The organism is Xanthobacter flavus, assembly GCF_017875275.1.
Taxonomy (GTDB): Bacteria; Pseudomonadota; Alphaproteobacteria; order Rhizobiales; family Xanthobacteraceae; genus Xanthobacter; species Xanthobacter flavus_A.
Genome location: NZ_JAGGML010000001.1, coordinates 2,631,091 through 2,653,780, shown reverse-complemented (window position 1 = coordinate 2,653,780; position 22,690 = coordinate 2,631,091). Strand labels below are relative to the sequence as shown.

Genomic DNA, 22,690 nt, shown 5'->3' with positions numbered 1-22,690 from the left:
CCTGCGTGTCCAGATCGCCGAGAAAACGCGGGGCGAGCGGATTTGTTCCGCCCTTCGTTCACCAAACGTGGCGCCACCGGCAAAGCGTTCTTTGCGGCGGATCGGCGGCGAAGACAGGGAACAAGCGGAGCCATTGGAAGTTGTCTGCCCGTGTAACAACTGCACGTCGGCGAGATGTGATCTGGTCCACCCACCCGCTTCAGCCGGCGGTGCACGATTATCCCGGTAAATAGCAAGGAGACACGGCAATGATGAGCTGGGCGATTACCTTTCTTGTCGTCGCGCTGATCGCCGCAGTCCTGGGCTTCGGCGGAATCGCGGGCACGGCGATCGAGATCGCGAAGATCATTTTCTTCGTCGCGATCATTCTGTTCGTCATCTCCGCGGTCATGGGGCTGATGCGGCGGGGACGAGGCCCCGTCTGATCGGGGAAAGCGAAGGGGTAAAAAACAGGGCGGTCCGATTGGGTTCGGGCCGCCCTGAAGTCACTTGGAGATGCCTCGGTCATAAACCGCTAAGGTAAAGAGCGACCTAATGGCGCCGCTATGGCGGTCAGAAGAAACGCAAAAGGCGCCCTTAGGGGCGCCTTTCGTTTTTAACGGTGCGCCCCACGCCAGAACCAGCGCGGGGCAGCCCCTCAAATCAGGGACACTGCACGCGATAGCGGTTGCCATAGGCATCGCGCGCCCAGCAGGCGCGGGGGGTGGTCTCGGCGCCGATGATGGCGCCAGTGCCGGCGCCGATGAGGCCGCCCACAAGCGCGCCCGTGCCGGTGCCGGTGGCAGCCGCGCCGATGAGCGCGCCGGTGCCCGCGCCGATGGCAGCACCGCCCACCGCGCGATCCTGCCGCGAATATTCGCTGCAACCGCCGAGCGCGAGCGCCATCACGCCAATCATGAGAGCCGCTTTCATCTTTTTCTCCCTTGCCCTGCCGGCGGCATGCCGGACATCCATTCTAACCCTTGACCGGCTCCGGGCCGGAAAGGCGATCCCATGTGCCTCGACGCAGGCGCGTCAGAAGCTGTTATCCACCGTCTCAGGCCCCTGCTCGCCCGCATCCGCGCGCGCGCCGCGAGCGGTCCGGCGGCCGCGCGACGTAACGGCATATAGCACGCACCCGACTCCGACGCCCACCGCCACCGCTGCCGCGATCACCGGCAGGGCTGAAGCCTCAGCGCGGAATGGGCGATGGGGCAGCGCCGGGAGATGCCGGCGCAGGCTGTCGAAGGACAGGCTCGGCAGCGCTTCCGCCCGCTCAGCCACCCAGTCGTGCGCATCGGACGCGACGTTCGACGCAAGCCGCCCCCATTCGCGCTCCCGCTTGTGAAACGACGACTGAAGGGTGTCGAGTTCGTCCCGCAACGCCGAAAGGCGCCGGGAAAACCCGTCGGTCGAACTCCTGTGCAAGCCAAGCATATGCTGTCTCCCGTAACGCCGAGACGAACGCCGCCGAACCGCTCCGGTTCCGCAGTTAAAGCCGAAGCCAAGCTGTTCGCGCCTCCCTGTGGCGGCATTGAGTCGAAGCTGAGGGGGAACCGTGGCGCCGCAGAGGCGTTATCTTACCGGATATTCCAAAGGTCTGGCTCGTGCTCGGTATGCCCAAAGGATCGCTTCCCGCCGTGGATTCTGAAATTCCGGGAGCCTTTATGGCCCTCGATCCTGCGACTCACGCCTTTTTCCTCGACGTGGATGGCACCCTGATCGACATCGCCCCGCGGCCGGACGCCGTGGTGGTGCCGAGCGGCCTGCCCGACACCCTTTTCGCCCTGGCCGCTCGCGCGAAGGGGGCCTTGGCGCTGGTGAGCGGGCGTTCGCTCGCCTCACTCGATGATCTGTTCGGCGCTGGCCGGTTCGCTGCCGCGGGCGTTCATGGCGCGGACATTCGCCTTTCCGCCGGGCGACCCTCGGAGCGCGCGCCTGCCCTTGACGAGGATCTGCGCCACGACCTGCGCACCACCGCCGCGGAGTTCGAGGGCGTACTGGCCGAGGACAAGGAAAACGCGGTGGCCATCCATTACCGCGCCCGGCCGGAAATCGCGCCGGTGCTGAAGCGCGCGCTGGCGCAATTGGTTGGTCGGCGGCAAGGCATCGAGATCATGCCCGGCCATTGCGTTTTCGAGGTGCGCCGTCAGGGAATCGACAAAGGCGCGGCCGTGGGGCGTTTCATGGCCACCACGCCTTTCGCCGGTCGCCGGCCCGTCTTCATCGGCGACGACGTGACCGACGAGGCCGGCTTCCGCGCGGTGAACCGCGCCGGGGGCATCGCCGTCGCTGTCGGTGTGCCCCGGGACGGCGCCCAGGCCCTGCTTCCGAACCCGCGCTCGGTGCGCGCTCTTATCACCCATCTCGCGGCCGAGCCGCGACAACGAAGGAGGTGACCTCCGTGTCCCGCATCGTGGTCGTATCGAACCGAGTGGCTCTCCCCCAGAAGTCCGGCGCGCCGGCCGGGGGTCTCGCCGTCGCCGTCAACGCCGCCCTCAAGGATCGCGGGGGCATCTGGTTCGGCTGGAGCGGCCGGATCTCGCCGGACCCCTCCGATACACCCCAGGCGACGAACCAGGGGGGCGTCACCTATGCGGTGGTGGACCTGGCCAACGAGGATTATCAGGAATATTACAACGGCTTCGCCAACCGCGTGCTGTGGCCGGTCCTGCACTATCGGGTGGACCTGTCCGAATTCTACCGCTCCGACCTGTCCGGCTACATCCGCGTCAATCGCATGTTCGCCGATCATCTGGAAAAGATAATCAAGCCCGACGACATCCTGTGGATTCACGACTACCACATGATGCCGCTGGCGAAATACCTGCGGGAGCGGGGCCACAACAACCGGATCGGCTTCTTCCTGCATATTCCGATGCCGCCGGCCGACATCATCCAGGCCCTGCCCCAGCATGCGGATACCGTGGGAGCGCTGGCCTATTACGATCTCGTCGGCTTCCAGACGGAGGGCGACCGGGAGAACTTCGCGCGCTACCTCGAGACCCGCGGCGGCCAATCGACGCCCGATGGCACGGGATGCGACATCGGCGGCCGTCGCGTTCGGCTTGGCACCTTCCCCGTGGGCATCGAGACGGGCGCCTTCGCGCGGCGGGCGCGGCATGCGAGCCGCACCCGCTTCGTGAAGGCGTTCGACGAAAGTCTCTCCGGCCGCAAGCTCATCATCGGCGTGGACCGGCTGGACTATTCCAAGGGCATTCCCAACCGGCTCGATGCCTACGAGCAGTTCCTGCGCAAGGAACCGGATTGGCACGACCGCGTGACCTTCGTGCAGATCACGCCCAAGAGCCGGACGGACGTGCCGGAGTACCAGGACATGGATCGGAACGTCTCCCACAAGGCGGGCCAGATCAACGGCGCCTACAGCGACGTCTCGTGGACGCCGCTGCGCTATGTGAACCGCACCTATTCCCGCTCGGCGCTCGCCGGCTTCTACCGCCGCGCCAATGTGGCGCTGGTGACGCCGCTGCGCGACGGGATGAATCTCGTCGCCAAGGAATTCGTTGCCGCCCAGGATCCGGCCGATCCCGGCGTGCTGCTCCTGTCCCAGTTCGCGGGGGCGGCCAGCGAACTCGGCACGGGCGCGCTCATCGTCAACCCGCACGACACGGAGGGCGTTGCCGTCGCCCTGCGCCGGGCGCTGGAGATGCCCCTGGTGGAACGCCGCGAGCGGCACCGCCGGATGATGCGGGTGCTGGAAGCCCACGACATCAACCGCTGGGCCGAGGATTTCCTGGCCGCGTTGGTGCCGGACCCGCAGCCGGAACGCCGTGACATCGCGTTGCCCCGCGCCGCGATGCGCAGCATCGTGCGCCTGCCTGTGGGCTGGGGATCGAGCGCCGTGCCGCGCGGCGCCTGAGTCTGTTTGCGGCGACCGACACCGCAAGCACCGACATCCGGGGCGGACGGGCGACAGGCCCGCCGCTTTCCTGTTGGCGCCCGGCCGGCAAGCCTATAAAGAGGCTTCGGCTGCGGGCGTGGCGGAATTGGTAGACGCAGCGGACTCAAAAAGTGGTTTGTCTACCAATCCACAGAAAAACACGATGAATTGAAAACGTCGTGTTTTCAGGGGTTTGAGAAGGAAGGAAAAGTGGCTGGCGATATTCGGTTTTCGCTCTAGGTGCAGTATAGGTGCAGAGAGCGTCGGCTAGAATCGGCGGCAAATGTGCGGGTGTGGTGGAACTGGTAGACGCGCCGGATTCAAAATCCGGTTCCGAAAGGAGTGTCGGTTCGATTCCGACCACCCGCACCATTCTTAAATCAGGTCAAACTCAGCAGGCTATCGCGGCGGACCGGCGGCGGTGGGTCGTTCGCGTTCGACGGAGACCTGCCGGGTATCAATCGTGCGATATGAGCCCCGCGAGAAGCGGCGCGTAGGCGGCGAGCCTGCGGGATACGAACTCAGTGAAGAGCCGCACGCGCTTCGTCTTGCGCGTCTCCCCCTGTGTGAGAAGCCAGAGCGTCCCGTGCATGGGCAGGTCGGTGCCCGGCACTCTCACCAATAGAGCGTCGGCATCGCCGACGAAGCACGGCAGTTTCGTCATCCCGATCCCTTGCTGCGCGGCTACGATCTGCGTCTCGGCGTCCGGCGTCCTGAACGGAACTCCCGTGGTGTGAACCTCTCCCTCGCGCGCCCAGACCGGGAGTCCATGATTGTCTATGACGATCCACCGCATGGGATCCGGCGCGCCCGCACGCCACGCGGCTAGTCGATCGCGAGACATGTAGACGCCGCTGAACAGCTCTGGTCCCTTCAGGCCGTGAAGATTGAGCGGCAGGGTCTTGCGGTCGGCGACAATCCGGATCGCGACGTCGGCCTCTCGGTTGGTCAGGTTTGCAAGCTCGCCGGACGACGAGATCTCCATCTCGATGTCAGGATGCATACGCGCGAAGTCGGCGAGATCCGGCATGAGCAGGTGTGTGGCGACGAACGGTGGAAGCGTCACCCGCAAAAGCCCGCGCGCGCTCTGGTCACGACCGAAGACGCGCGTCTCCAGCCGGTTCGACGACGCTTCCATCTGCTCCGCGAGTTCGAGGACCTCCTCGCCCGCTTCCGTCAACCGGTAGCCCGAAGGCAGCTTTTCGAACATCTGCGCCCCCAGGCGTCCCTCAAGCTGGGCGATGCGTCGCAACACCGTCGCGTGGTTCACCCCCAGGTGCTTGGCGGCGGCGCGCACTGAGCCTCCGCGCGCGGCGGCAAGAAAGTAGCGAACGTCATCCCAGTCGATCATGGTGCATTTCCGCGCCGCGTGGCGCGGCTTCCGAAGTTCATTCTAACACAGTAAGCTAGAGGGCGCGCGATCGTCGTGGCGCTTTATGGGCTAGCCGGATCGTTTTCGCACCACCGATGTGCGCGATTCCGCACTCACCGCCTACCTCCGGCGAACCCATGTTGTGGGTCTGGGGGAACCTCCCCGCACAGCCATAGACCCGACACGGCGAAACGAAGGATGCATGACATGAACAGACTGAATGGAAAGACCGCCGTGATCACCGGCGGCGCTACTGGCATCGGCCGCGCCGCAGCGAAGCGCTTCATCGAGGAAGGCGCCTTCGTCTTCCTATTCGGCCGCCGGCAGGAAGCGCTCGACGCCGCTGTAGCCGAGCTTGGGCCCAATGCCCGCGCGGTGGCGGGCTCGGTCTCCGATGAGGCCGACCTCGACCGGCTCTACGCGGCGGTCAAGGCCGAGCGCGGAATCCTCGACATCGTCTTCGCCAATGCCGGGGTGGGCAGCCAGCTTAAGCTCGGCGCGATTACCGCCAAGCACATTGACGAAACCTTCGACGTCAATGTGAAGGGTACGATCTTCACGGTCCAGAAGGCGTTGCCGCTGATGGGCGAAGGCGGCTCGATCATCCTGACCGGATCGAGCGCCGGCACCACGGGCGCCCCGGCGTTCACCGCCTACAGCGCAAGCAAGGCGGCCGTGCGCAACCTAGCCCGGACCTGGGCAGAGGATCTCAAGGGCACCGGCATCCGGGTAAACGTCCTGTCGCCCGGGGCCATTGCGACCGAACTCGCGACCGAGGCGCTCGGTAAGGACGGCCTGAAGGCCTACGGCTCAATGACTGCGTTTCAGCGCATGGGCGCTCCGGCAGAACTAGGGGCGGCGGCAGCCTTCCTCGCATCGTCGGACAGCAGCTTCATGACCGCCAGCGAGGTCGCCGTCGACGGCGGCCTGGCCCAACTCTGAGGAGGAAAATAAAATGACACAATCACTAAAGGGCAAAACAGCTCTCGTTACCGGGGCATCACGGGGCATTGGCCGCGCCATCGCCGAACGTCTTGCAAAGGACGGTGCGACGGTCGCGCTGAACTACAACGCCAGCAAATCCGGCGCAGACGAGGCGGTCGTGGCCATCCAGAAAGCTGGAGGGACTGCGTTCGCGATCCAGGCGGACCTCGTTGACCCGGCGACCGTCCCGGCCTTGTTCGAGAGACTCGACGACGAGTTCACCAAGCGGAACGGAAGCAAGGCCCTCGACATTCTGGTCAACAACGCTGGCAATGCCGGCTGGGTCGGCTTCAACGACGCGACGCCGGACAGTTGGGACACTCTGATTGCGGTCTACGCCCGGGCGCCCTTCTTCATCGTTCAGGCCGCCCTGAGTCGTCTCGCCGATGGCGGACGCATCATCAACATCTCTTCCGCCGCCGCCACGAAGCCGGTGACAGCCGCGCCGATCTACTCGATGGCCAAAGCGGCCATCAACAATCTGACCCATGCGCTCGCGTCCGAGCTGGGACCGCGCGGAATAACCGCGAACGCCGTCGCGCCGGGATTCACGCGGACAGACGCGAATGCTGCCTTCCGAGAAAATCCCGAACTCGTAAAGGCAATCGAGGCCCAAATCGCGCTGGGACGCTTCGGCGAGCCTTCGGAAATCGCCGCCGTCGTGGCGTTCCTGGCGTCCGATGACGGCCATTGGGTAACCGGCCAGACGATCGAGGCGAGCGGCGGCTACAGGCTCTGACAGCACCGAAAATCAAAGGAGAATGATATGAACTACGCAATCATCGGCTTCGGCGAGATCGGCCAAACCCTCGCCAAGGCGTTTGCTCGCAAGGGCATCGCCGTATCCGTGGCCACCACGCGCGACCCGCAAAGCTTCGCGTCGGCAGCGACGGCGATCGGACCCGGGATCACCCCCACGACGCTCGCGGAGGCGGTCAAGGCGGACGTCATCTTTTTGGCCGTTCGTTTCCAGTCGCACCCGGATGTCGCGAAAGCGCTCCCCTCCTGGCAGGGGAAGATCATCGTCGACGTGACCAATGCCTACGGCGTGCCTGATGAGGAACTGGGCGGACAGCCGTCCGCAAGGGTCGTCGCGCGGGCCTTCACTGGAGCAAAAGTGGTCAAGGGCTTCAACCATCTGGTTGCGGCCGTCCTCGACCAGTCCCCGGCCGTACATGGTGGCAGAAGAGTCGTATTCCTGGCGAGCGACGACGACAATGCTGCATCGCAAATCGGTACGCTCGCGGAAAATCTCGGCTTCGCACCGATCAAGCTTGGCGGGCTTTCGGAAGGCGGGCTGCTCGTCCAGGCGCACGGAAATAGCTGGGGTCATCTGATCTTCAAGGACCTGGTCAAGTTCGGCTGACGAACAGGACGTACCCACCGGCAGGGGCACGATGCACGGATCGGATCGAGCGCGATGCGGTCCGTGCGAAATGGAGAAATTCCCATGAGCATTGAGAAGAACGTTCAGACCGTGAAGGACTTCTTCGCCGCGATCGGCCGCGGCGACAGGAAGGCACTGCTGGCACTAGTCGCCGAAGACATCGAGTGGATCATCCCGGGCGAAGACTGGCCGCTGGCCGGCATACACCGCGGACATGCGGGGCTGGCGGATTTGCTTGAGACCTCATCCAAGTCGATAGAAACGTCCACAGAACCGCGAGAGTTCGTGGCGCAGGGAGATCGAGTCCTGGTCGTCGGTTTCGCCAGGGGGAAGATCAAGGCCACGAACAGAACGTTCGAGGATGACTGGATCTTCGCCATCACGGTCCGAAACGGCAGGCTGACCAGCATCCGGGAATATGTCGATACGCAGGCACTGGCTCGGGCCGCGCAGGTGGACGCGTCCGGGCCGGCATAGCGCTGACCATCTGCGGCCATCGCATCGGAGCATACGGTGGATCAGCCTTGCATCGCCTCTCGCACCCCGCGCGCCCTCGTCGACTGCTCAAACGTAAAGGAGAGCCCGATGTACGACCAATCCAAGCTATCCGAATTAATCCGGTTCGCACGCGTCGATGCGGGCTGCACCGTCATCGACGTTTACCCAGGCGACGGCGACTGGACCCGCCTCTTCTCCGACGTCGTGGGACCCGAAGGACGGGTCTACAGCTTCGTGCCGGCCGAAGTCGCCCACTTCAAGAACGATCCGGTCGGCAGCATGCGGACGCTTGCGAAGGAGCCGGGCCGAGAGAACGTCGAGGCCGTCTCGGCGGACCTCGTGGCGATGCCGAAGGCCACGCAGCCCGCGGATGTCCTGTGGCTGCACCTGTTTTACCACGATCTCCACACCGCGCTGATCCAGGACAAGGGCGCGACGGCGGCCAACTTCAATCGAGCCGTCTACGAGCGGCTTAAGCCGGGTGGGTCCTACGTCATCGTCGACCACGCCGCCGCCGCTGGGTCGGGCACGAGCGACGCCCAGTCGCTGCATCGGATCGATCCCGCGTCCGTCCGCGAGGAGGTCGAGGCGGCCGGCTTCGTGCTGGACGCGGTAAGCACCATACTCGCGAACGAGGACGATCCGCACTCGATCAAGGTGTTCGATCCCTCGATCAAGGGCAAAACCGATCGCTTCGCCTATCGGTTCGTGAAGCCCTGACAGGCCCCGGCTCCGACTTCATGTCGATCTCCCCGACAGTCGGCTTCGCTTCAGGGAGCGCCAGTTCCGAAAAGTGCCGTCGGATATGATCCAGCTTGGGATCGATGTAGCGGCGGCAGAAGGGCCTGCTCGGGTCGGTTCGATAGTAGTTCTGGTAACGCTCGTCCGACGCCCTGAAACCTTTAAACGGGAGGACCAGGGTGTGCACCGGCTTGCCCGACGCGTCGGTGAAGCGGTCGATCGCCAGTTCGGCCTCCGGCCGCTGGCTCTCTTCAAAGATGTAGATCGCGCTGCGGTACTTGCTGCGAGGTGAGCGGGCCCTGGCAGCGGAATGCGTTCTGAGATGCACCTCGGACAGCGTCGCCAACGGAACAACCGATGGATCGAAGGTGACGATCACCCCTTCTGACCAGGTATCTGCCGGCGCGTCCGACTGGACAAAGCCCTGGTCGACCTGGGCGACGCCGCGCAACGCCTGGAACACTCCTTCTGTGCACCAATGGCATCCCCCTCCAAAGCCGGCCTTCGCCATCATCACCTCCCACGCCCAGACGTCATTCCTGACGTAGGTTTGCCCTGCGCAGTGCTAGCGGCTGATTTCGAAGAGGAACCACGCACGGCGCTCAGCCTCGTCCGTCCAGGCATCGATAAGGCCGGACGTCGCATTATCCTTCGCCTTGTCCGCGACGTCCTTTGCGCGGCGAAATGACTCGACCATGTGGAGATTGTCGGCGCGGAGCTCGCCCAGCATGTCCTGCGGCGTCACGAACTCAGCATCATTGTCCTTGATGGTCTGGTGGCGCGCGATATCGCCGATCGATCGAATAGTGGTGTTACCCGTCTTTCGCGCGCGCTCGGCGATCGCATCGGTGGCGGCGAGGATCTCTGCGGCCTGCTCATCAAGAAGCAGATGATAGTCCCTGAAGTAGGGTCCGGAGACGTGCCAGTGGAAATTTTTTGTCTACAGGTAGATCGCGAAGCTGTTCGCGAGAATAATCTTCAGAGCGTCGGCGACAGTCATCGCTGCGCATTCGTCAAGATCAGAAGGTGTCGGAAGGGTGGCGGAATTGTTATTCGTCATCGCTTAGACTTTCTCAATCTGGCTTACACGGGAGCCAGCACCGATTTCCCCACGGATGGCGATGCATAGAAGATGAATTCATCGCCAGACGAAGTCCAATGACCAGCGGCTATAGTTTCGATACCTTTGAGCGACCTGCGCAGTCGTAGGGAGCGGGCGTCGCACGCGGACCGGTCGGCCGGGACCGCCACCTGCCCGTCAGGGGGCCGGTCTGAAATCCAGCACGAACGCCACGACCTTTTCGGCGGACATCTCGCACGGCTTCAGCAAGGTTTTGTCTGACGTAACGCGGTAGAGGTTGAAGCTGACAATGTCGGTCCCGGCCAACTCCCTGGCGAACAGGCTGTTGCGGCGCCCATCCCCGGATCGCCGGACAGTCAGGCCGAAACGCCGGCCTTCGTAGGCGCCTTCGCTGTATCCCTCCGCAAGCTTGGCGAAAGCGGCATCGAACCCGGCATGCTCCATCTCAATCCACCCGTCTTGATCCGGCAGAGACGCAAGGATTCGACGCTGTTGGCGCCGAACGGCCCGGGGCAGTGTCCTTCAGCCGAGCCGTTTCGGGATGGGCGGAAGATTTTAGATGCCGGCGCTTGCACAGGGCCATCAGCGAAGCCGCCGCCTGACCGGTCTGCTATGCAACGTCCACGCCCTTCCAGAAAGCGACGTGATCCCGAATGCCCTCGGCTTCCGGCGTCGGATCGGGATAGGTCCAGGCCGCGTTCGCGTTGAGCGCATCGCCCACACGAACATGGAAGTAGCGCGCGGTGCCCTTGATCGGACAGACGGACGTGTGCGGGCTCATCTCAAGCAGGCCAAAATCGACCGCCGACGGTGGGAAGTAGTGGTTTCCCTCGACGACGACCGTCTCGTTGCTTGTGGCGATGGTGGCGTCATTCCAGATAGCTGAGACCAACGGACTCTCCTTTCCCGTTCAAAAACCGGCGCGGGGTCATGGGGTGTCTGCCCGGGCCGCGCCCCCTCAGTTGGCGCGCGGCGTGCGCCCGAGGAGTTTGTCGAGTTCGCCTCTGACATCGAGCTCGAAAAGCTCGTCGGAGCCACCGACATGCGTGCCGTTGATGAAGATCTGCGGCACGGTGTTTCGACCCGACGCTTCCGTCATGGCCTGCCGGTGAACCGGATCCGCCTCGATATCGAGTTCCTTCCATTGCACGCCCTTCTCCTTGAGGAGCGTCTTCGCCCGGCGGCAGAACGGGCACCAATTCGTGCTGTACAGCAGCACATCAGTTGTCATATCGCGTCTCCGACAGTTGGAAGCGGATCGCTGTCATGGCGTTGATCTACCGTCAGCCGCGTTCGAGGAGGGCGACTGTGCCTTGACCGCCGTCGGCGCAGATGCTGACGATTGCGCGCGATCCGGGCGGCATGGCCCAAAGTTCCTTCACCGCCTGGCTGAGGTCGCGCGCGCCTGTAGCGCCGAACGGATGGCCCAGGGCGACCGAGCCTCCATTGGGATTGACGCGGTCCCAGTCGAAATCGCCCATAGCCGCCTGGACACCGGCTGTCGCGCGCACCCACTCCCGATCGGTGATGGCCGCGACGTTCGCCAGGACCTGGGCTGCGAAGGCTTCGTGGATTTCCCAGAGTGCGATGTCGGAGAAGCTGAGTTGATGCCGCGCGAGCAGGCGCGGAATGCCATAGGAGGGCGCCATCAGCAGGCCCTCGGTGTGGAGATCGACGGCAGAGATCTCGTAGTCGACGAGCCGGGCGTAGGGGGTGCCCTCCGGGAGTCTCGCCACACCGGCTTCGGTGGCAATCCAACACCCGGCGGCTCCATCCGTAATCGGTGAGCTGTTGCCAGCGGTCAGGGTTCCCCTCCCGCTGTCGCGATCGAAGGCGGGCTTGAGTGCGGCCAGCCGTTCGGGCGACGTATCGGCGCGCGGGTTCGCATCGCGCGCCAGCTCTGGCAGCGAAATCACGAGATCGTCGAAGAAGCCACGTTCCCAACCAGCGACTGCCCGCTGGTGGCTCTTGAGCGCCCAATCATCCTGCGCCTCGCGCGAGACTCGCCAAGCCTTAGCGGTCTCTTCCATATGATCACCCATCGTCCTGCCGGTGATCCGATTGGCCCAGCCCTTCGTGGGAAGCACGTAGTCGCGTGGGGTAAGAGACTGGAGGGCGGCAAGCGCGGCCATCGCATCCTGCGCAAAGAGGTCGGTGAGCCGCTTCGATGCCTCGGCCGTCAGGGCGATTGACGGGCGGCTCATGACTTCGGACCCGCCGACCATCGTGAGGTCCGTTCCTCCGCCCAGCATCCCTGCCGCGGCGAAGGTCGCCGTCATGCTGGTAGAGCATGCTAGGACGACGGAAAATGCCGGAACACTCGGAGTTAGCTTGGCGTCAAGCCAGGTTTCGCGAGCAATGTTGCTCCAGCCCAGGTTTGGGATCACGGTTCCCCAGACGAGGAGATCAGGCTCCGCCTGCGCCGCCATCGCCTGCACGACAGGCACGGACAGAGAGATGGCATCGTAGGCAGCCAACGCGCCTCCACCGCGGCCGAAAGGCGTCCGAAGGCCGGCGGCAACGAAGACGGGTTCGGCAAAGCGGCTCATGATGATCTCCAAAATTAATCCGTGGGCTGCACGTCCACGATCGGCGGGACGCGAAGTAGCTTGCGCCGCTAGCCGCCGTAGCGCTCGGTTTTGACAATGGAGGGGTCTAGGCCGGCCAGCAGCGCGCCCTCGGTCGCGATGTTGACGAATCCGTTGGACCCGCAAACAAAGACTTGTGTGGGCTTTCGGGGAAGCCGAGCCAGGATTTCCTGGACCATCGCGCCGTCGATCCGTCGCGCAAAGTCCGATGGGCGGATCGGTTTCTCTCGCGTAATTGCCAGCGCCAGGACGAATGCCGGATCGCTGACTTCGATGGAATGAAGCTCTTTTGAGAAGAGAACGTCCTCAGCGGTTCGTGCGGACAGGAGCAGCGCTGTCGGCACGACCTGGGCCAGCGCGCGGCGCTGCCGGATCATTGCCATCAACGGCACGAGGCCCGAGCCTGCCCCGATCAGCAGCACTGGGTCTATGGCAGGTTCAGGCCATAGGAAATGGCCGCCGAGCGGACCACGAAGCTCGATTTCGTCGCCGATCGCTGCGACATCGTGAAAGAACGGCGAAACTTCGCCATCCGGCAGGCGCTCGATAGCGAGTTCGACGGTCGGAGACGAGATTGCCGAAGACGCGATCGAGTAACTGCGCATCGCACTGTAGCCATCGGGCGCGGTCAGCCGGACATCGACGTGCTGCCCTGCGATGTGCGCGAACGGTTTGCTCAACCGCAGGAAGAAGCTCTTGATACTCGGGGTTTGATGAACGATTTCATCGATTACGCATGGCTGCCACGCGATTTGCGCGCCGTTTTCAGTCATTGGTGTATCGTTGCTCGCGCCACGGATCGCCGTAGATGTGATAGCCGCGCAGCTCCCAAAATCCGGCCTCGTCACGCGTTGTGAATTGCAGCGCGTTCACCCATTTGGCGGACTTCCAGAAGTAAAGGTGCGGAACCAGAAGACGCGCCGGCCCTCCATGATCGCGGGGAAGCGGTTTGCCCGCATAGTTGAGGGCGACCATCGCTTTCCCGGAGAGAAGATCCGCCAGCGGGACGTTTGTCGAGTAATTATCGTAGCAGTGCGCCAAAACGAAATCGGTGGGCCGATCGAGCCCTGCATCTACAAGGATGTCTTCTACGAGTACGCCCTCCCACGCGGTATCCAGCTTGGACCAGGACGTGACGCAGTGAATGTCTCGGGTCATCTTGGTCTTGGGTAGGGCGTTGAACTCGCTCCAGTTCCACACTTTGACGGGCTTCGGACCGATCTTGACGGTGAATTTCCAATCGGAGGGCTCCACGCTCGGCGTTGGCCCGGCCGTCAGAACAGGGAAATTCTCCACGAGATGCTGACCTGGCGGAATCCGATCGGACTGGTCGCCGCCTGAACCGCGGCCGGTGAAACCTCTGGTGACCATAGCGAAACCTCCTTGCTTGTCACGACAGACCAGAACCGGATTCAGCTCGGAACTCTGTAAAAAAGACCTTTGCACGCACAACCGCCGAACGAGCCAATTCACTCAAACTCAGATACCGGATGCTCTATTAGCATAGAAAAGTGTTGGATCATTTTGAGTCGTGGTTATTGCGTGTAGACTATAGCGTCAGGCCGGCATGATTTCCCAATACCCTGTGGCTATAATTTTGATAGCCTTACAGCGGCACTACAGGCGCATCTCCGTTGGCGGATTTCGACCGGACGCCGTGGCTTGCCAGCGGTAGTGTGAGCTCGGGGGCGAGATCGCCCCTGCCAATGCTACCGCTGAGAGGTCGAATCCTCAACCGCTTGGGCGCTTATCGCCTCAATCCGGATCTCACCCGCCGAGCCGCAATAAACCGCTACTATCGATAATCTTCTGAATCCGGCTCAGAGGTATGGAAACTATGTCGTGCCGCTATTGGATATGTTGCGCCCATACCGTCATAGTCTGACCACGCGAAATCTTTAAATCCTGAGTATAGTTCGAAATAATTTTCGGTCTGATCGATCAAGACTTCAGGATACAGAAAGCTGGAGACACTGATGAAAGCCGTTGGTTACAAGGTTCCGGGACCCATCGCCGAGGACGCCGCGCTGGTCGACATCGATCTGCCTTGGCCTGTCGCTGCAGGATACGATATCCTGGTTGAGGTCAAGGCCGTCTCCGTCAATCCGGTCGATTACAAAATCCGCAGCAGCACGCCGCCCGCCGATGGCGACTGGAAGGTGCTCGGATGGGATGCGGCCGGGATCGTGCGCGAGGTCGGCCCCGACGTGACGCAGTTCGCGGCAGGCGACGAGGTCTATTATGCCGGATCGCTCATAAGGTCCGGCACCAATGCGCAGTTCCATCTCGTCGACGCCCGGATCGTCGGTCGTAAGCCCGCGTCGCTCGACTGGGCGGAAGCGGCGGCGCTGCCGCTCACGACGTTGACGGCATGGGAAGCGATGTTCGACCGCCTGGATGTGACAAAGCCTATCCCCGGTGCGGCGCTGGCGATCCTCATCATCGGTGGTGCGGGCGGGGTCGGGTCGATCGCCATCCAGATCGCGCGACAGCGCACGGATCTCATCGTCATCTCCACCGCCTCTCGGCCGCAAACCCAGGAGTGGGTTAAAGGGCTTGGGGCTCATCATGTCATCGACCACTCTCGGCCGCTCGCGCCACAGATTGCCGAGCTCGGCATCGGCGCTCCCGCTTTCGTGTTCTCGACCACGCATACCGAGCAGCATGTCGCCGACATCGCCGAACTGATCGCCCCGCAAGGACGGTTCGGATTCATCGACGATCCCAAGGCACTCGACGTCATGCTGTTCAAGCGCAAGGCAGTGTCGATCCACCACGAGCTGATGTTCACACGGTCGCTCTACGGCACGCCCGACATGGATGAGCAGGGCAAGATCCTCAATTCGCTGGCGGTGCTGGTGGACGACGGCAAAATTCGCACGACGCTAACCGAAAAATTGTCGCCAATTAATGCCGCCAATCTGAAGACGGTGCACGCACTAATCGAAAGTGGCGCAGCAAGAGGCAAGATTGTCCTCGAAGGCTTCTGATGACTGCCACCGCCGAACGTCTTTTCTAACCTCAAGAACGCCGGACGGATTACGCCACGGCGAAGGAAATTCCATGACGAAATCCATTGCCACCGCCTCGATCAACCGCGAAACCGCCGTCGCCCTCATCGACGCGGCGATCGCCGCGGCACGTACAATCGGCATCCCGGCTGCGGTCGCCGTCGTCGACGCCACCGGTAACCTGCGCGCGTTCGAGCGCACTGATGACGCGCCGTTTCTCACCGTCGATGTTGCCATCGACAAGGCTTGGAGTTCCGCCTCGTTTGGGTATCCGACCCATGTCTGGAACGACTATGTTTCGAACGATCCGAAAGTGGCGCCGCTGGCCTATCGCCCCCGGATGGTCGCTGTCGGCGGAGGCTATCCGATCCTGGAAGACGGGAAGTTGATCGGCGGGATCGGCATCTCCGGAGGCAACTATCAGCAGGATCAGGATGCGTGCGTCGAGGCACTCACGAAAATCGGGTTCGAGCTGCCAGCCTGACGACTTTAAGGCCATCGCCAGCGGCGGTGGCCTGCAGATCCGACCTTATGAAAGACTTTAAGATGGAAGCGTTCGTCGTCTTCACCCGCGAAGAAACCACCGATCCGGAAGAACTCGCAACCTATTCTGCAGGCGTCGGCCCATCGTTCGATGGCCACGACGTAACCTTTCTCGCCGCTTATGGCGCGATGGAGCATTTGGAGGGGCCGCCCGTCGAAGGGGCCGTAATTTTGCGGTTCCCGACGATGCAGGCCGCCCGTGATTGGTATCATAGCCCCGCCTACCAAACCATCGCTGCGCACCGTTTTGCCGGTTCCCGCTATCGCGCCTTTGTCATTGAGGGGCGGCGGTGACACACCGACGGAAGAACGGCGGCGCTGGCCACGAGGTATCTGTCGGCGAACTCGCATCCTACAACCTGTAGGGATCAAGGCGGTGAGGTTCGCGTGCCATCGCCACACGCGACCACTCATCGGACTTCTGCATCGGAATTGGAGGATCAGATGAGCGTCGACGAACGACAAGCCCCCGAGCTGCGGGTGCAGAGATGGATTGGCGTGGATGGAGAAAGCATCGCGCCGCTCAAGCTGTCGGATCTCGGCACCGGCCCGAAAGTCCTCTTCGCCTTCCAGCACTGGTGCCGTGGCTGCCATTTGCATGGATTTCCGACGCTACAAAGGTTGCATGGTGCATTGAGCGCCAAGGGCGTGGGCTTCGCGGTGATCCAGACCGTCTTCGAAGGAGCGGATGAGAACACCTTCGAGAAGCTGCGCGTGAACCAGCTCAAGTATGCGCTTCCTGTCGCGTTCGGTCACGACGAGCCACCTGCCGGCGCGACGCTTCCCACCTTCATGGAGGACTACCGCACGCGGGGAACGCCCTGGTTCTCCGTGATGGACGCTGGCGGCCGCATCGTATTCTCGGACTTCCATCTCGACGCCGATCAGCTCGTGAAGGGACTGGAGCTGGTGTAACCGATGCGGCGCTGGGTCATCCTGATTGCCACCCATCTCGCGATGCTCGCCATGGGCTTCGCGGGCGGTGTCTACACGCTGCCGATCCTGACCGCTCCCCAGGCCCCGGACGCGGCGGCCTTGCGGACCATCTCAGCCGAGACGCTCTACGCAGGGCGTCTGGCCCGCGATCTCAAAGGCAGCGACCTGCTTCACTGGGGGGAAGGCGAGATCCGGGTCTCGCGCGACCGTATCGCCCATATCGGGCGCCTCGCCCCTGGTCCCGACTACAAGCTCTACCTCGCACCACGTTTCGTCGACACGAAGGAGGCCTTTCTCCTGATCAAGGACAGATCAGTCCGCGTGGGCGACGTGAAGACGTTCAACGGCTTCATCGTCGAGGTGCCTGCCGGCATCGATGTCCGCGACTACAACACGGTCGTCATCTGGTGCGAAGCATTCGACCAGTTCATCAGTGCGGCAGAGTATCAACCCTCACGTCAGGCCCGAGAATGAGCCCGGCGATGGATACCATGAGGTCGGCGGGCAAGCGCGGCCTCGTTCTCGCGCCGGTGGCGGCGCTGCTGCTGAGCGTCGCCGCTCTGCTGCTGGGCAATGGCCTGCTGAGCACGCTCCTGATCGTGAGAGCCGGCCATGAGGGGTTCTCGACCGGCGCGATCAGCGCGATGATGTCCTTCTACTTCGCGGGTTTCACGATCGGCGCGCTCGTGTTGCCACCGATCATCGTCTCCGTGGGACATGTCAGAACCTTCGCCGGCTTCGCGGCGATTGCCTCGATGACCGCCCTTCTCCATGTGGCGTTCGTGGAGCCGATCGCCTGGATGCCGCTTCGCCTGATTACCGGCTTCGCCTACGCGGGCATGATCCTCGCAACGGAGAGTTGGCTCAACGCCCACGCATTGCCATCCACGCGCGGGCAGCTCCTGTCGATATTCGGAGTTGTCTCTATGGGCTCATGGGCAATCGGGCAGGCGTTACTCAAAATCCAGTTCCGAGAGGAGTGCCGGTTCGACCCCGGCCACCCGCACCACGGAATGTTCGATCCCGGCCATTGGCCGCTTTTGACTCGTTTCGGACCTTCAGCATGTCAGCTTCGCGTCCGCACGATAAGCCGCAGTGCCCGGGAGCTTTCAGTCTTTTCTGGAGGAGTGCGCATTGCCCATCGGCCATATCCAGGTGTCCAAGTCGGATGGCACGCAAACGCTGAAGCGGCAGCGCGACGCGGTGTTCGCGACCAACCTTTCCGGTCGATAACGTCCTGATCATTTGCCGAGTTTGCAGATTAACCGCGAACCACCTGCTCAAGACCAGCCCCGGCGAGCCGGGCGGCGGCGAGCAGGCGATCGAGATCGTGCCCGTTGCGAGCGCTGGCGGACAGGCCGGCCATGACGGTGCTCATATAGTCGGTCACGCGCTCGGCCTGATCGGGATGGCGCGCGGCGACGAAGCGATGGATCGCCCCCTCCGCCGCCGCAAGGAACGTTCCGGCCGCCTCGCGTGCCTCGCGGTCGGTGCAGCGCACCCCCTCGATAACGAGGCATCCCGCCGCGTCCGGATCGGCGGCATAGCGCCGCGCCGCCGCTTCCAGCACCGCGACGAGGCATTCCGCGACCGGGAGATCGGCTTTCAGCAGATCGAACAGCGGGATCGCGCCGGTGCCGGCATAGCGATCGAGAATGCGGCTGTAGAGCTCGGCCTTGCTGCCGAAGGCGGCATAAAAGCTCGGCGGGTTTATCCCGATCGCCTGGGTCAGGTGCGCGATGCTGACGGAATCGTAGCCACGCGAATGGAACAGCCGCTGGGCGGTCGCGACCGCTTCGTCCGGGTCGAACAGGCGCGGTCTGCCTCGTGCACGGCGTATTTTTGTTTGAGCCACTACAAATACCTTGACGAATGTTTCGAACCGTTTATGTAGCGGGTCGTAAGTTATTGATCAAGGAGAGTCCGATGGGTGCGTTTGAGGCGAAATCCGTTCTCGTGCTGGGTGGCAGTCGGGGGATCGGCGCGGCGATCGTTCGGCGTTTTGTGGCCGATGGCGCGAATGTGACCTTTACCTATTCCGGCTCGCGTGACGCGGCCCACGCGCTGGCGGCCGAAACGGGCAGCACTGCTGTCGAGACGGACAGCGCGGATCGCGACGCGGTGATCGCGCGCGTGAAGGACAGTGGCGCGCTCGACGTGCTGGTCGTCAATGCCGGAATCGGTGTTTTCGGCGATGCGCTGGAGCAGGATCCGGACGCAATCGACCGGCTGTTCCGGATCAATATCCACGCGCCCTATCATGCCTCGGTCGAGGCCGCGCGCCAGATGCCCCAGGGCGGCCGGATCATCGTCATCGGATCGGTGAACGGCGACCGGATGCCCGTTCCCGGCATGTCCTCCTACGCGCTCAGCAAGTCTGCGCTGCAAGGGATGGCGCGCGGGCTGGCACGCGACTTCGGGTCCCGCGGGATCACGATTAACGTGGTGCAGCCCGGCCCGATCGACACCGACGCCAATCCGGCGGACGGACCCATGAAGGAGCTGCTGCACGGCTTCATGGCGATCAAGCGCCACGGCCGGCCGGAGGAAGTCGCGGGCATGGTGGCGTGGCTCGCCGGCCAGGAGGCGGGGTTCGTTACGGGCGCCATGCACACCATCGACGGCGCGTTCGGTGCCTGATCCGGCGGCGCGAACGCCGATGACCACCATCGGCATCATCGGCGCAGGCGAGGTCGGCAGCCAGATTGCCCGCGCCGCCATCGCCAACGGCTATCGGGTGGTCATCGCCAACTCGCGCGGGCCCGAAACCCTGGCCGGGCTGGTCGCGGAGCTCGGGCCGTCTGCCCGCGCCGCGACCGCTGCCGGTGCGGCGGAGGCGGGAGAGTTCGTCGTGATCGCGGTCCCGCTCAAGCTGGTCAACGACATGCCCGTGGCGCAACTGGCGAACAAGATCGTGCTCGACACCAACAACTATATGCCGTGGCGCGACGGGCGCTATGCCCTCGTCGATACCGGCGCGAAGACCGAGCACGAACTGCGGCAGGACCAGCTGCCAACGTCCAAGGTCGCGAAGGCGTTCACGCATATCCAGGCGCCGCGCCTGTTGCTGTCGGCGCGGCCCGCTGGCACGCCGGGGCGGCACGCGCTGTCGGTGTCGAGCGACTATCCCGAAGCGGTGGCGCTGGTCACGCGACTGTACGACCAGTTCGGCTTCGACACGGCGGACAACAGCCCGCTTAGCGAGTCCTGGCGTAGCGGTCCGGGTCAGCCCGCATGGCACGCGCACGACCATCAAACGCGTCCCGAGCTGGTTGCTAACCTTGCCAAGGCGACACCGCTCCCACCGAGATAGGGCAGGCGGCCTCTGCCCGACCACAGCGCCCTATGCCTACGAGGTCTTCGCCGTTCTCGCCCTCGCCGGGCATCACGTTCATGTCGGTCTGCGCCTGCCGCGGTCAGTATCGCCGAGAGGCCAGCAGCGATCCGCGATCACGCCGACAAGGCCTACGGTGTTCGACTGAAAACCGGGGTCTGTGTGAAGAGCGGAATATCGCCTTTCAACCAAGTCGGTAATGACCGCTGCTGGCGCAGAGGCGACCGCTAGCGATTGAAGCGCGGCTCGCCATCGACAGATTGCAGCCGCACCATCCTAGTCCGTGATGCACCTAGCCAGAGGCTTCGGAGAAGACAGCTTGGTCTAGTGCAATGAGCGCTTCGCTAAGCCTGCTCTCCACCATAATGATATCAAGGTCGAGGTGATGTGCGATCTCAGCGTATGAAAGCCCTGAAATCCTGTTGAGTAAGAAAACGTCCCTCATAGGCTCGGGCAGAGCGGTGACGGCGGTAAGGAGTTTGCGCTGGTCGCAATTGATCGCCTCCTGCGGTGCCTGGAATTCCACTTCTGCCTGCGACAATCGCTGTCTCGTAAAGGGTGTCCGAAAGTTTCGTCTCCGCATGTTCACATCTCCCGCGTTGTGAATTTGCGGGCGTTCGCTATCGACCGCGGTCTGCTCACCCCTGAAATTGTCTCGGTCGACAGCCTCGCTGGTTCCCTAACGCCGATCATCTGCCCCGTCTGTCGTAGGGATCTTCACGAGTTGGTCCCGGGAACTGTTTAATCCGTCGATCCACCTGTCACACGCGTCGTTGACGAGGTCGGACAAATACTCGACCTGCTCGATCATCCAAGCAGCTTCGCTGGCAGCGACCCGATAGTGCCGGTTATATCTGGACTTGTTATAGGCAGCACGAAGCAGCTCAAAGCACCTGCGATCTTCTTTGGTCTCAGTCGGCCACACGACGCGAAGCTGCTCACTCGCAGACTCGGCAAGCTTCCGCAGGTCGACGATGTTATGGGTGTGTGGGGTGCGCCCTAGGAGCACCAACAAGGCGATATTGTAGAGTCGTTCGGTGGCTTGATGCAGGTCGAACGCGGCCTTCCGGAACCAGCCATTCGCGGCAGACAGCTTCGCTGATCCGAGGAACTCGGCAACAAGCGCGAAGCCTTCCGCTCGGTGGCGGTCGGCCTGTGCAACTACATCGAGCGCCGCCACCGCGTTGCAGTCGGGCCAAACGGTAGGGTCCGCATCATGCAACACAACGCACTCTTCCATGATGTTCTGGAAGTATCGATTTCCCTGGTAAATCTCGTTGCTGAATCGCTCGAAGCTCAGGATCGTGAGCCGCACAGGCGTTCTGAGGTGTTCTCGATTCACCGAAGCGAACAACAGGCTCCTTTCGCATTCAAGCCAAAACTCCCCGACATCCGCCAGCCTTTCGCTGCTGACCAGGACCAGGAGGTCATAGTCAGCGAAGTACCTGCCGCCGGGGTCATCGACCCATGCACCCGATGCATATGGCCCATGCAGCAACAGCTTCAAAATCTGACCATCTCGGACATCGCACCGCCCGCCGACGTGACATTGTTCCTCATCGTGTCGCTGCTGATATCAGCGGCGGTGGTTCCGATCACCTTGCTGCCCATTCATCCGCCGGCCCAGGTGGAACAGGAACGGGTCGCGTTGAGGGACCTCGTCCTCGTATCACCTCTCGCTGCGGCTGGCGCTTTCCTGGCCGGCCTGGCTATCGGTGGTTTCTGGGGCATGGGCGGGAACTTCGCACAGAGCATCGGCCTCGATGTGGGCGGTATCTCCGCCTTCATGGCTGCGGTTCTTGGTGGAACGCTCGCCTTCCATTGGCCACTCGGTTGGCTTTCGGATCGAGTGCCCCGGAATCTTGTCATCGCCGGTGCGGCGCTGGCGTCCGCAGCGTCTGCCATCGGCGTAGCGTTGGCGGTGGAAGCGCCTCTGCCGCTGCTCCTTGCGGCGGGTGCGCTGTTTGGCGGCTTTGGCATCCCGATTTATTCGTTGTGTCTCGCCGTCGCAAACGACGATCTTCCGGCCGGTCGGCTACTCGGCACCGCGCGCGGGCTTCTGTTGCTCAACGGGATCGGGACAGCCGCTGGCCCCTTAATAGGAGCAGCTGCAATGAATATCGTCGGCCCTGGCGGCCTGTTCCTTTATGCGGCGGCGTTGCTCGCGCTCCTGGCAGTGCTGGCCATCGCCCGCAGGCAGCCGAGGCGCGCCAACCAGGCCAAGGCGGCCCCCCGTTCTCCGAGCACGCCGATGATAACCGGATCTCTCGATACGATGATCTGCATCGAGAAGCGGGCGCAGGGCGTGCGGGATTAGCGCGGCACGGCGCCTGCA

Annotated in this window: 30 protein-coding genes, 1 tRNA gene and 1 pseudogene; 18 read left to right on the top strand and 14 right to left on the bottom strand. The window is 63.2% G+C overall.

The features are described 5' to 3' along the window. Positions 1–248: 248 nt before the first annotated feature. Positions 249–425 carry a DUF1328 domain-containing protein gene (locus J2126_RS12820; RefSeq protein WP_209487323.1) on the top strand — a complete coding sequence of 59 codons (177 nt, stop codon included), beginning with the start codon at positions 249–251 and terminating at the stop codon, positions 423–425. Between the two features lie 217 nt (positions 426–642). Here J2126_RS12820 and J2126_RS12815 read toward each other — a convergent pair whose 3' ends face one another. Both J2126_RS12815 and J2126_RS12810 read right to left on the bottom strand, forming a co-directional pair. Continuing rightward, complete coding sequence (locus J2126_RS12815; protein ID WP_024276680.1) at positions 643–912, bottom strand: YMGG-like glycine zipper-containing protein; 270 nt, start codon at positions 910–912, stop codon at positions 643–645. A gap of 102 nt (positions 913–1,014) precedes the next feature. Further along, on the bottom strand, positions 1,015–1,416 hold the full coding sequence (locus tag J2126_RS12810; protein WP_209487321.1) for a hypothetical protein: 402 nt from the start codon (positions 1,414–1,416) through the stop codon (positions 1,015–1,017). A gap of 179 nt (positions 1,417–1,595) precedes the next feature. On the opposite strand from J2126_RS12810, the gene otsB reads away from it, so the two are divergent. The 3 genes from otsB to J2126_RS12795 all read left to right on the top strand — a co-directional run bounded on the left by otsB (position 1,596) and on the right by J2126_RS12795 (position 4,252). Next, positions 1,596–2,378, top strand: a complete 783-nt coding sequence (otsB, locus tag J2126_RS12805) for a trehalose-phosphatase (RefSeq protein WP_245327893.1) — start codon at positions 1,596–1,598, stop codon at positions 2,376–2,378. A gap of 5 nt (positions 2,379–2,383) precedes the next feature. Beyond that, the gene (gene otsA / locus J2126_RS12800) at positions 2,384–3,859 is read left to right on the top strand and encodes an alpha,alpha-trehalose-phosphate synthase (UDP-forming) (RefSeq protein ID WP_209487313.1); all 1,476 of its coding nucleotides are present in this window, start codon (positions 2,384–2,386) and stop codon (positions 3,857–3,859) included. A gap of 308 nt (positions 3,860–4,167) precedes the next feature. Then, positions 4,168–4,252: transfer RNA gene (locus J2126_RS12795), tRNA-Leu, on the top strand. Positions 4,253–4,337: 85 nt separating this feature from the next. On the opposite strand, the gene J2126_RS12790 is transcribed toward J2126_RS12795, so the two are convergent. Then, positions 4,338–5,231, bottom strand: coding sequence for a LysR family transcriptional regulator (locus tag J2126_RS12790; protein ID WP_052818860.1), 894 nt, complete (start codon positions 5,229–5,231; stop codon positions 4,338–4,340). Positions 5,232–5,459: 228 nt separating this feature from the next. Here J2126_RS12790 and J2126_RS12785 point away from each other — a divergent pair, with 228 nt between their 5' ends. The 5 genes from J2126_RS12785 to J2126_RS12765 all read left to right on the top strand — a co-directional run bounded on the left by J2126_RS12785 (position 5,460) and on the right by J2126_RS12765 (position 8,841). Continuing rightward, positions 5,460–6,194: an SDR family NAD(P)-dependent oxidoreductase gene (locus J2126_RS12785; RefSeq protein ID WP_052819068.1), complete on the top strand. Its 735-nt coding sequence runs from the start codon at positions 5,460–5,462 to the stop codon at positions 6,192–6,194. A gap of 13 nt (positions 6,195–6,207) precedes the next feature. Beyond that, positions 6,208–6,975 carry an SDR family NAD(P)-dependent oxidoreductase gene (locus tag J2126_RS12780; RefSeq protein ID WP_052818859.1) on the top strand — a complete coding sequence of 256 codons (768 nt, stop codon included), beginning with the start codon at positions 6,208–6,210 and terminating at the stop codon, positions 6,973–6,975. A 27-nt stretch (positions 6,976–7,002) separates the two neighbouring features. Continuing rightward, the gene (locus tag J2126_RS12775) at positions 7,003–7,602 is read left to right on the top strand and encodes an NADPH-dependent F420 reductase (protein WP_108606858.1); all 600 of its coding nucleotides are present in this window, start codon (positions 7,003–7,005) and stop codon (positions 7,600–7,602) included. Between the two features lie 84 nt (positions 7,603–7,686). After that, positions 7,687–8,100: a nuclear transport factor 2 family protein gene (locus J2126_RS12770; RefSeq protein WP_052818858.1), complete on the top strand. Its 414-nt coding sequence runs from the start codon at positions 7,687–7,689 to the stop codon at positions 8,098–8,100. A 108-nt stretch (positions 8,101–8,208) separates the two neighbouring features. Continuing rightward, positions 8,209–8,841, top strand: a complete 633-nt coding sequence (locus tag J2126_RS12765) for a class I SAM-dependent methyltransferase (protein ID WP_052818857.1) — start codon at positions 8,209–8,211, stop codon at positions 8,839–8,841. Here the strand turns inward: J2126_RS12765 and J2126_RS12760 are convergent. The 8 genes and pseudogenes from J2126_RS12760 to J2126_RS12725 form a co-directional block, all read right to left on the bottom strand. Next, complete coding sequence (locus J2126_RS12760) at positions 8,795–9,373, bottom strand: peptide-methionine (S)-S-oxide reductase (RefSeq protein ID WP_218142126.1); 579 nt, start codon at positions 9,371–9,373, stop codon at positions 8,795–8,797. The genes J2126_RS12765 and J2126_RS12760 overlap by 47 nt on opposite strands. Positions 9,374–9,427: 54 nt before the next feature. Beyond that, a pseudogene (locus tag J2126_RS12755) lies at positions 9,428–9,922 on the bottom strand (Dps family protein). A 198-nt stretch (positions 9,923–10,120) separates the two neighbouring features. Next, the gene (locus J2126_RS12750; protein ID WP_052818855.1) at positions 10,121–10,387 is read right to left on the bottom strand and encodes a hypothetical protein; all 267 of its coding nucleotides are present in this window, start codon (positions 10,385–10,387) and stop codon (positions 10,121–10,123) included. A 166-nt stretch (positions 10,388–10,553) separates the two neighbouring features. Beyond that, positions 10,554–10,835, bottom strand: a complete 282-nt coding sequence (locus tag J2126_RS12745) for a DUF427 domain-containing protein (protein WP_052818854.1) — start codon at positions 10,833–10,835, stop codon at positions 10,554–10,556. Between the two features lie 66 nt (positions 10,836–10,901). After that, positions 10,902–11,174: a glutaredoxin 3 gene (grxC, locus tag J2126_RS12740; protein ID WP_052818853.1), complete on the bottom strand. Its 273-nt coding sequence runs from the start codon at positions 11,172–11,174 to the stop codon at positions 10,902–10,904. Between the two features lie 52 nt (positions 11,175–11,226). Then, positions 11,227–12,492, bottom strand: a complete 1,266-nt coding sequence (locus J2126_RS12735; protein ID WP_052818852.1) for a thiolase family protein — start codon at positions 12,490–12,492, stop codon at positions 11,227–11,229. 68 nt (positions 12,493–12,560) lie between these two features. Next, positions 12,561–13,304 (bottom strand): ferredoxin reductase, encoded by a 744-nt coding sequence (locus J2126_RS12730; protein WP_052818851.1) that lies wholly within the window; start codon positions 13,302–13,304, stop codon positions 12,561–12,563. Then, the gene (locus tag J2126_RS12725) at positions 13,297–13,902 is read right to left on the bottom strand and encodes a sulfite oxidase-like oxidoreductase (RefSeq protein ID WP_052818850.1); all 606 of its coding nucleotides are present in this window, start codon (positions 13,900–13,902) and stop codon (positions 13,297–13,299) included. Before J2126_RS12725 ends, J2126_RS12730 begins: the two co-directional genes overlap by 8 nt. A gap of 605 nt (positions 13,903–14,507) precedes the next feature. On the opposite strand from J2126_RS12725, the gene J2126_RS12720 reads away from it, so the two are divergent. From J2126_RS12720 to J2126_RS25340, 6 genes are all read left to right on the top strand, one after another. Beyond that, positions 14,508–15,521 (top strand): zinc-binding alcohol dehydrogenase family protein, encoded by a 1,014-nt coding sequence (locus tag J2126_RS12720; protein WP_209487311.1) that lies wholly within the window; start codon positions 14,508–14,510, stop codon positions 15,519–15,521. Positions 15,522–15,594: 73 nt separating this feature from the next. Further along, positions 15,595–16,026, top strand: a complete 432-nt coding sequence (locus J2126_RS12715; RefSeq protein ID WP_004357630.1) for a GlcG/HbpS family heme-binding protein — start codon at positions 15,595–15,597, stop codon at positions 16,024–16,026. A 62-nt stretch (positions 16,027–16,088) separates the two neighbouring features. Continuing rightward, on the top strand, positions 16,089–16,379 hold the full coding sequence (locus J2126_RS12710; RefSeq protein WP_011191344.1) for a DUF1330 domain-containing protein: 291 nt from the start codon (positions 16,089–16,091) through the stop codon (positions 16,377–16,379). Between the two features lie 150 nt (positions 16,380–16,529). Then, positions 16,530–17,000 carry a peroxiredoxin family protein gene (locus tag J2126_RS25345; RefSeq protein WP_026227543.1) on the top strand — a complete coding sequence of 157 codons (471 nt, stop codon included), beginning with the start codon at positions 16,530–16,532 and terminating at the stop codon, positions 16,998–17,000. A gap of 3 nt (positions 17,001–17,003) precedes the next feature. Then, complete coding sequence (locus J2126_RS12700; RefSeq protein ID WP_052819067.1) at positions 17,004–17,495, top strand: DM13 domain-containing protein; 492 nt, start codon at positions 17,004–17,006, stop codon at positions 17,493–17,495. An 8-nt stretch (positions 17,496–17,503) separates the two neighbouring features. Further along, positions 17,504–18,262: a hypothetical protein gene (locus J2126_RS25340; protein WP_245327302.1), complete on the top strand. Its 759-nt coding sequence runs from the start codon at positions 17,504–17,506 to the stop codon at positions 18,260–18,262. Positions 18,263–18,282: 20 nt separating this feature from the next. Here the strand turns inward: J2126_RS25340 and J2126_RS12690 are convergent, their stop codons facing one another. Continuing rightward, positions 18,283–18,876, bottom strand: coding sequence for a TetR/AcrR family transcriptional regulator (locus tag J2126_RS12690; RefSeq protein WP_052818849.1), 594 nt, complete (start codon positions 18,874–18,876; stop codon positions 18,283–18,285). 71 nt (positions 18,877–18,947) lie between these two features. On the opposite strand from J2126_RS12690, the gene bdcA reads away from it, so the two are divergent. Beyond that, a complete protein-coding gene (bdcA, locus tag J2126_RS12685) occupies positions 18,948–19,661 on the top strand; it encodes an SDR family oxidoreductase (protein ID WP_209487309.1) in 714 nt (237 codons plus the stop codon). A gap of 19 nt (positions 19,662–19,680) precedes the next feature. Continuing rightward, complete coding sequence (locus tag J2126_RS12680; protein ID WP_052818847.1) at positions 19,681–20,334, top strand: NADPH-dependent F420 reductase; 654 nt, start codon at positions 19,681–19,683, stop codon at positions 20,332–20,334. 313 nt (positions 20,335–20,647) lie between these two features. Here the strand turns inward: J2126_RS12680 and J2126_RS12675 are convergent, their stop codons facing one another. Together J2126_RS12675 and J2126_RS12670 are read right to left on the bottom strand one after the other, a co-directional pair. Then, positions 20,648–20,896, bottom strand: coding sequence for an RNA polymerase sigma factor (locus tag J2126_RS12675; RefSeq protein ID WP_197283317.1), 249 nt, complete (start codon positions 20,894–20,896; stop codon positions 20,648–20,650). 138 nt (positions 20,897–21,034) lie between these two features. Continuing rightward, positions 21,035–21,862 carry a HEPN domain-containing protein gene (locus tag J2126_RS12670; protein WP_159091606.1) on the bottom strand — a complete coding sequence of 276 codons (828 nt, stop codon included), beginning with the start codon at positions 21,860–21,862 and terminating at the stop codon, positions 21,035–21,037. Here J2126_RS12670 and J2126_RS12665 point away from each other — a divergent pair. Then, a complete protein-coding gene (locus J2126_RS12665; protein WP_245327301.1) occupies positions 21,845–22,672 on the top strand; it encodes an MFS transporter in 828 nt (275 codons plus the stop codon). The genes J2126_RS12670 and J2126_RS12665 overlap by 18 nt on opposite strands. Positions 22,673–22,690: the final 18 nt, after the last annotated feature.

Bases quoted from the DNA above. Each gene is read 5' to 3' on its own strand.
- J2126_RS12820 (WP_209487323.1), top strand. From the start codon at position 249: ATGATGAGCTGGGCGATTACCTTTCTTGTCGTCGCGCTGATCGCCGCA.
- J2126_RS12815 (WP_024276680.1), bottom strand. From the start codon at position 912: ATGAAAGCGGCTCTCATGATTGGCGTGATGGCGCTCGCGCTCGGCGGT.
- J2126_RS12810 (WP_209487321.1), bottom strand. From the start codon at position 1,416: ATGCTTGGCTTGCACAGGAGTTCGACCGACGGGTTTTCCCGGCGCCTT.
- otsB (WP_245327893.1), top strand. From the start codon at position 1,596: ATGCCCAAAGGATCGCTTCCCGCCGTGGATTCTGAAATTCCGGGAGCC.
- J2126_RS12790 (WP_052818860.1), bottom strand. From the start codon at position 5,231: ATGATCGACTGGGATGACGTTCGCTACTTTCTTGCCGCCGCGCGCGGA.
- J2126_RS12785 (WP_052819068.1), top strand. From the start codon at position 5,460: ATGAACAGACTGAATGGAAAGACCGCCGTGATCACCGGCGGCGCTACT.
- J2126_RS12780 (WP_052818859.1), top strand. From the start codon at position 6,208: ATGACACAATCACTAAAGGGCAAAACAGCTCTCGTTACCGGGGCATCA.
- J2126_RS12775 (WP_108606858.1), top strand. From the start codon at position 7,003: ATGAACTACGCAATCATCGGCTTCGGCGAGATCGGCCAAACCCTCGCC.
- J2126_RS12770 (WP_052818858.1), top strand. From the start codon at position 7,687: ATGAGCATTGAGAAGAACGTTCAGACCGTGAAGGACTTCTTCGCCGCG.
- J2126_RS12765 (WP_052818857.1), top strand. From the start codon at position 8,209: ATGTACGACCAATCCAAGCTATCCGAATTAATCCGGTTCGCACGCGTC.
- J2126_RS12760 (WP_218142126.1), bottom strand. From the start codon at position 9,373: ATGGCGAAGGCCGGCTTTGGAGGGGGATGCCATTGGTGCACAGAAGGA.
- J2126_RS12750 (WP_052818855.1), bottom strand. From the start codon at position 10,387: ATGGAGCATGCCGGGTTCGATGCCGCTTTCGCCAAGCTTGCGGAGGGA.
- grxC (WP_052818853.1), bottom strand. From the start codon at position 11,174: ATGACAACTGATGTGCTGCTGTACAGCACGAATTGGTGCCCGTTCTGC.
- J2126_RS12735 (WP_052818852.1), bottom strand. From the start codon at position 12,492: ATGAGCCGCTTTGCCGAACCCGTCTTCGTTGCCGCCGGCCTTCGGACG.
- J2126_RS12730 (WP_052818851.1), bottom strand. From the start codon at position 13,304: ATGACTGAAAACGGCGCGCAAATCGCGTGGCAGCCATGCGTAATCGAT.
- J2126_RS12725 (WP_052818850.1), bottom strand. From the start codon at position 13,902: ATGGTCACCAGAGGTTTCACCGGCCGCGGTTCAGGCGGCGACCAGTCC.
- J2126_RS12720 (WP_209487311.1), top strand. From the start codon at position 14,508: ATGAAAGCCGTTGGTTACAAGGTTCCGGGACCCATCGCCGAGGACGCC.
- J2126_RS12715 (WP_004357630.1), top strand. From the start codon at position 15,595: ATGACGAAATCCATTGCCACCGCCTCGATCAACCGCGAAACCGCCGTC.
- J2126_RS12710 (WP_011191344.1), top strand. From the start codon at position 16,089: ATGGAAGCGTTCGTCGTCTTCACCCGCGAAGAAACCACCGATCCGGAA.
- J2126_RS25345 (WP_026227543.1), top strand. From the start codon at position 16,530: ATGAGCGTCGACGAACGACAAGCCCCCGAGCTGCGGGTGCAGAGATGG.
- J2126_RS12700 (WP_052819067.1), top strand. From the start codon at position 17,004: ATGCGGCGCTGGGTCATCCTGATTGCCACCCATCTCGCGATGCTCGCC.
- J2126_RS25340 (WP_245327302.1), top strand. From the start codon at position 17,504: ATGGATACCATGAGGTCGGCGGGCAAGCGCGGCCTCGTTCTCGCGCCG.
- bdcA (WP_209487309.1), top strand. From the start codon at position 18,948: ATGGGTGCGTTTGAGGCGAAATCCGTTCTCGTGCTGGGTGGCAGTCGG.
- J2126_RS12680 (WP_052818847.1), top strand. From the start codon at position 19,681: ATGACCACCATCGGCATCATCGGCGCAGGCGAGGTCGGCAGCCAGATT.
- J2126_RS12665 (WP_245327301.1), top strand. From the start codon at position 21,845: ATGCAGCAACAGCTTCAAAATCTGACCATCTCGGACATCGCACCGCCC.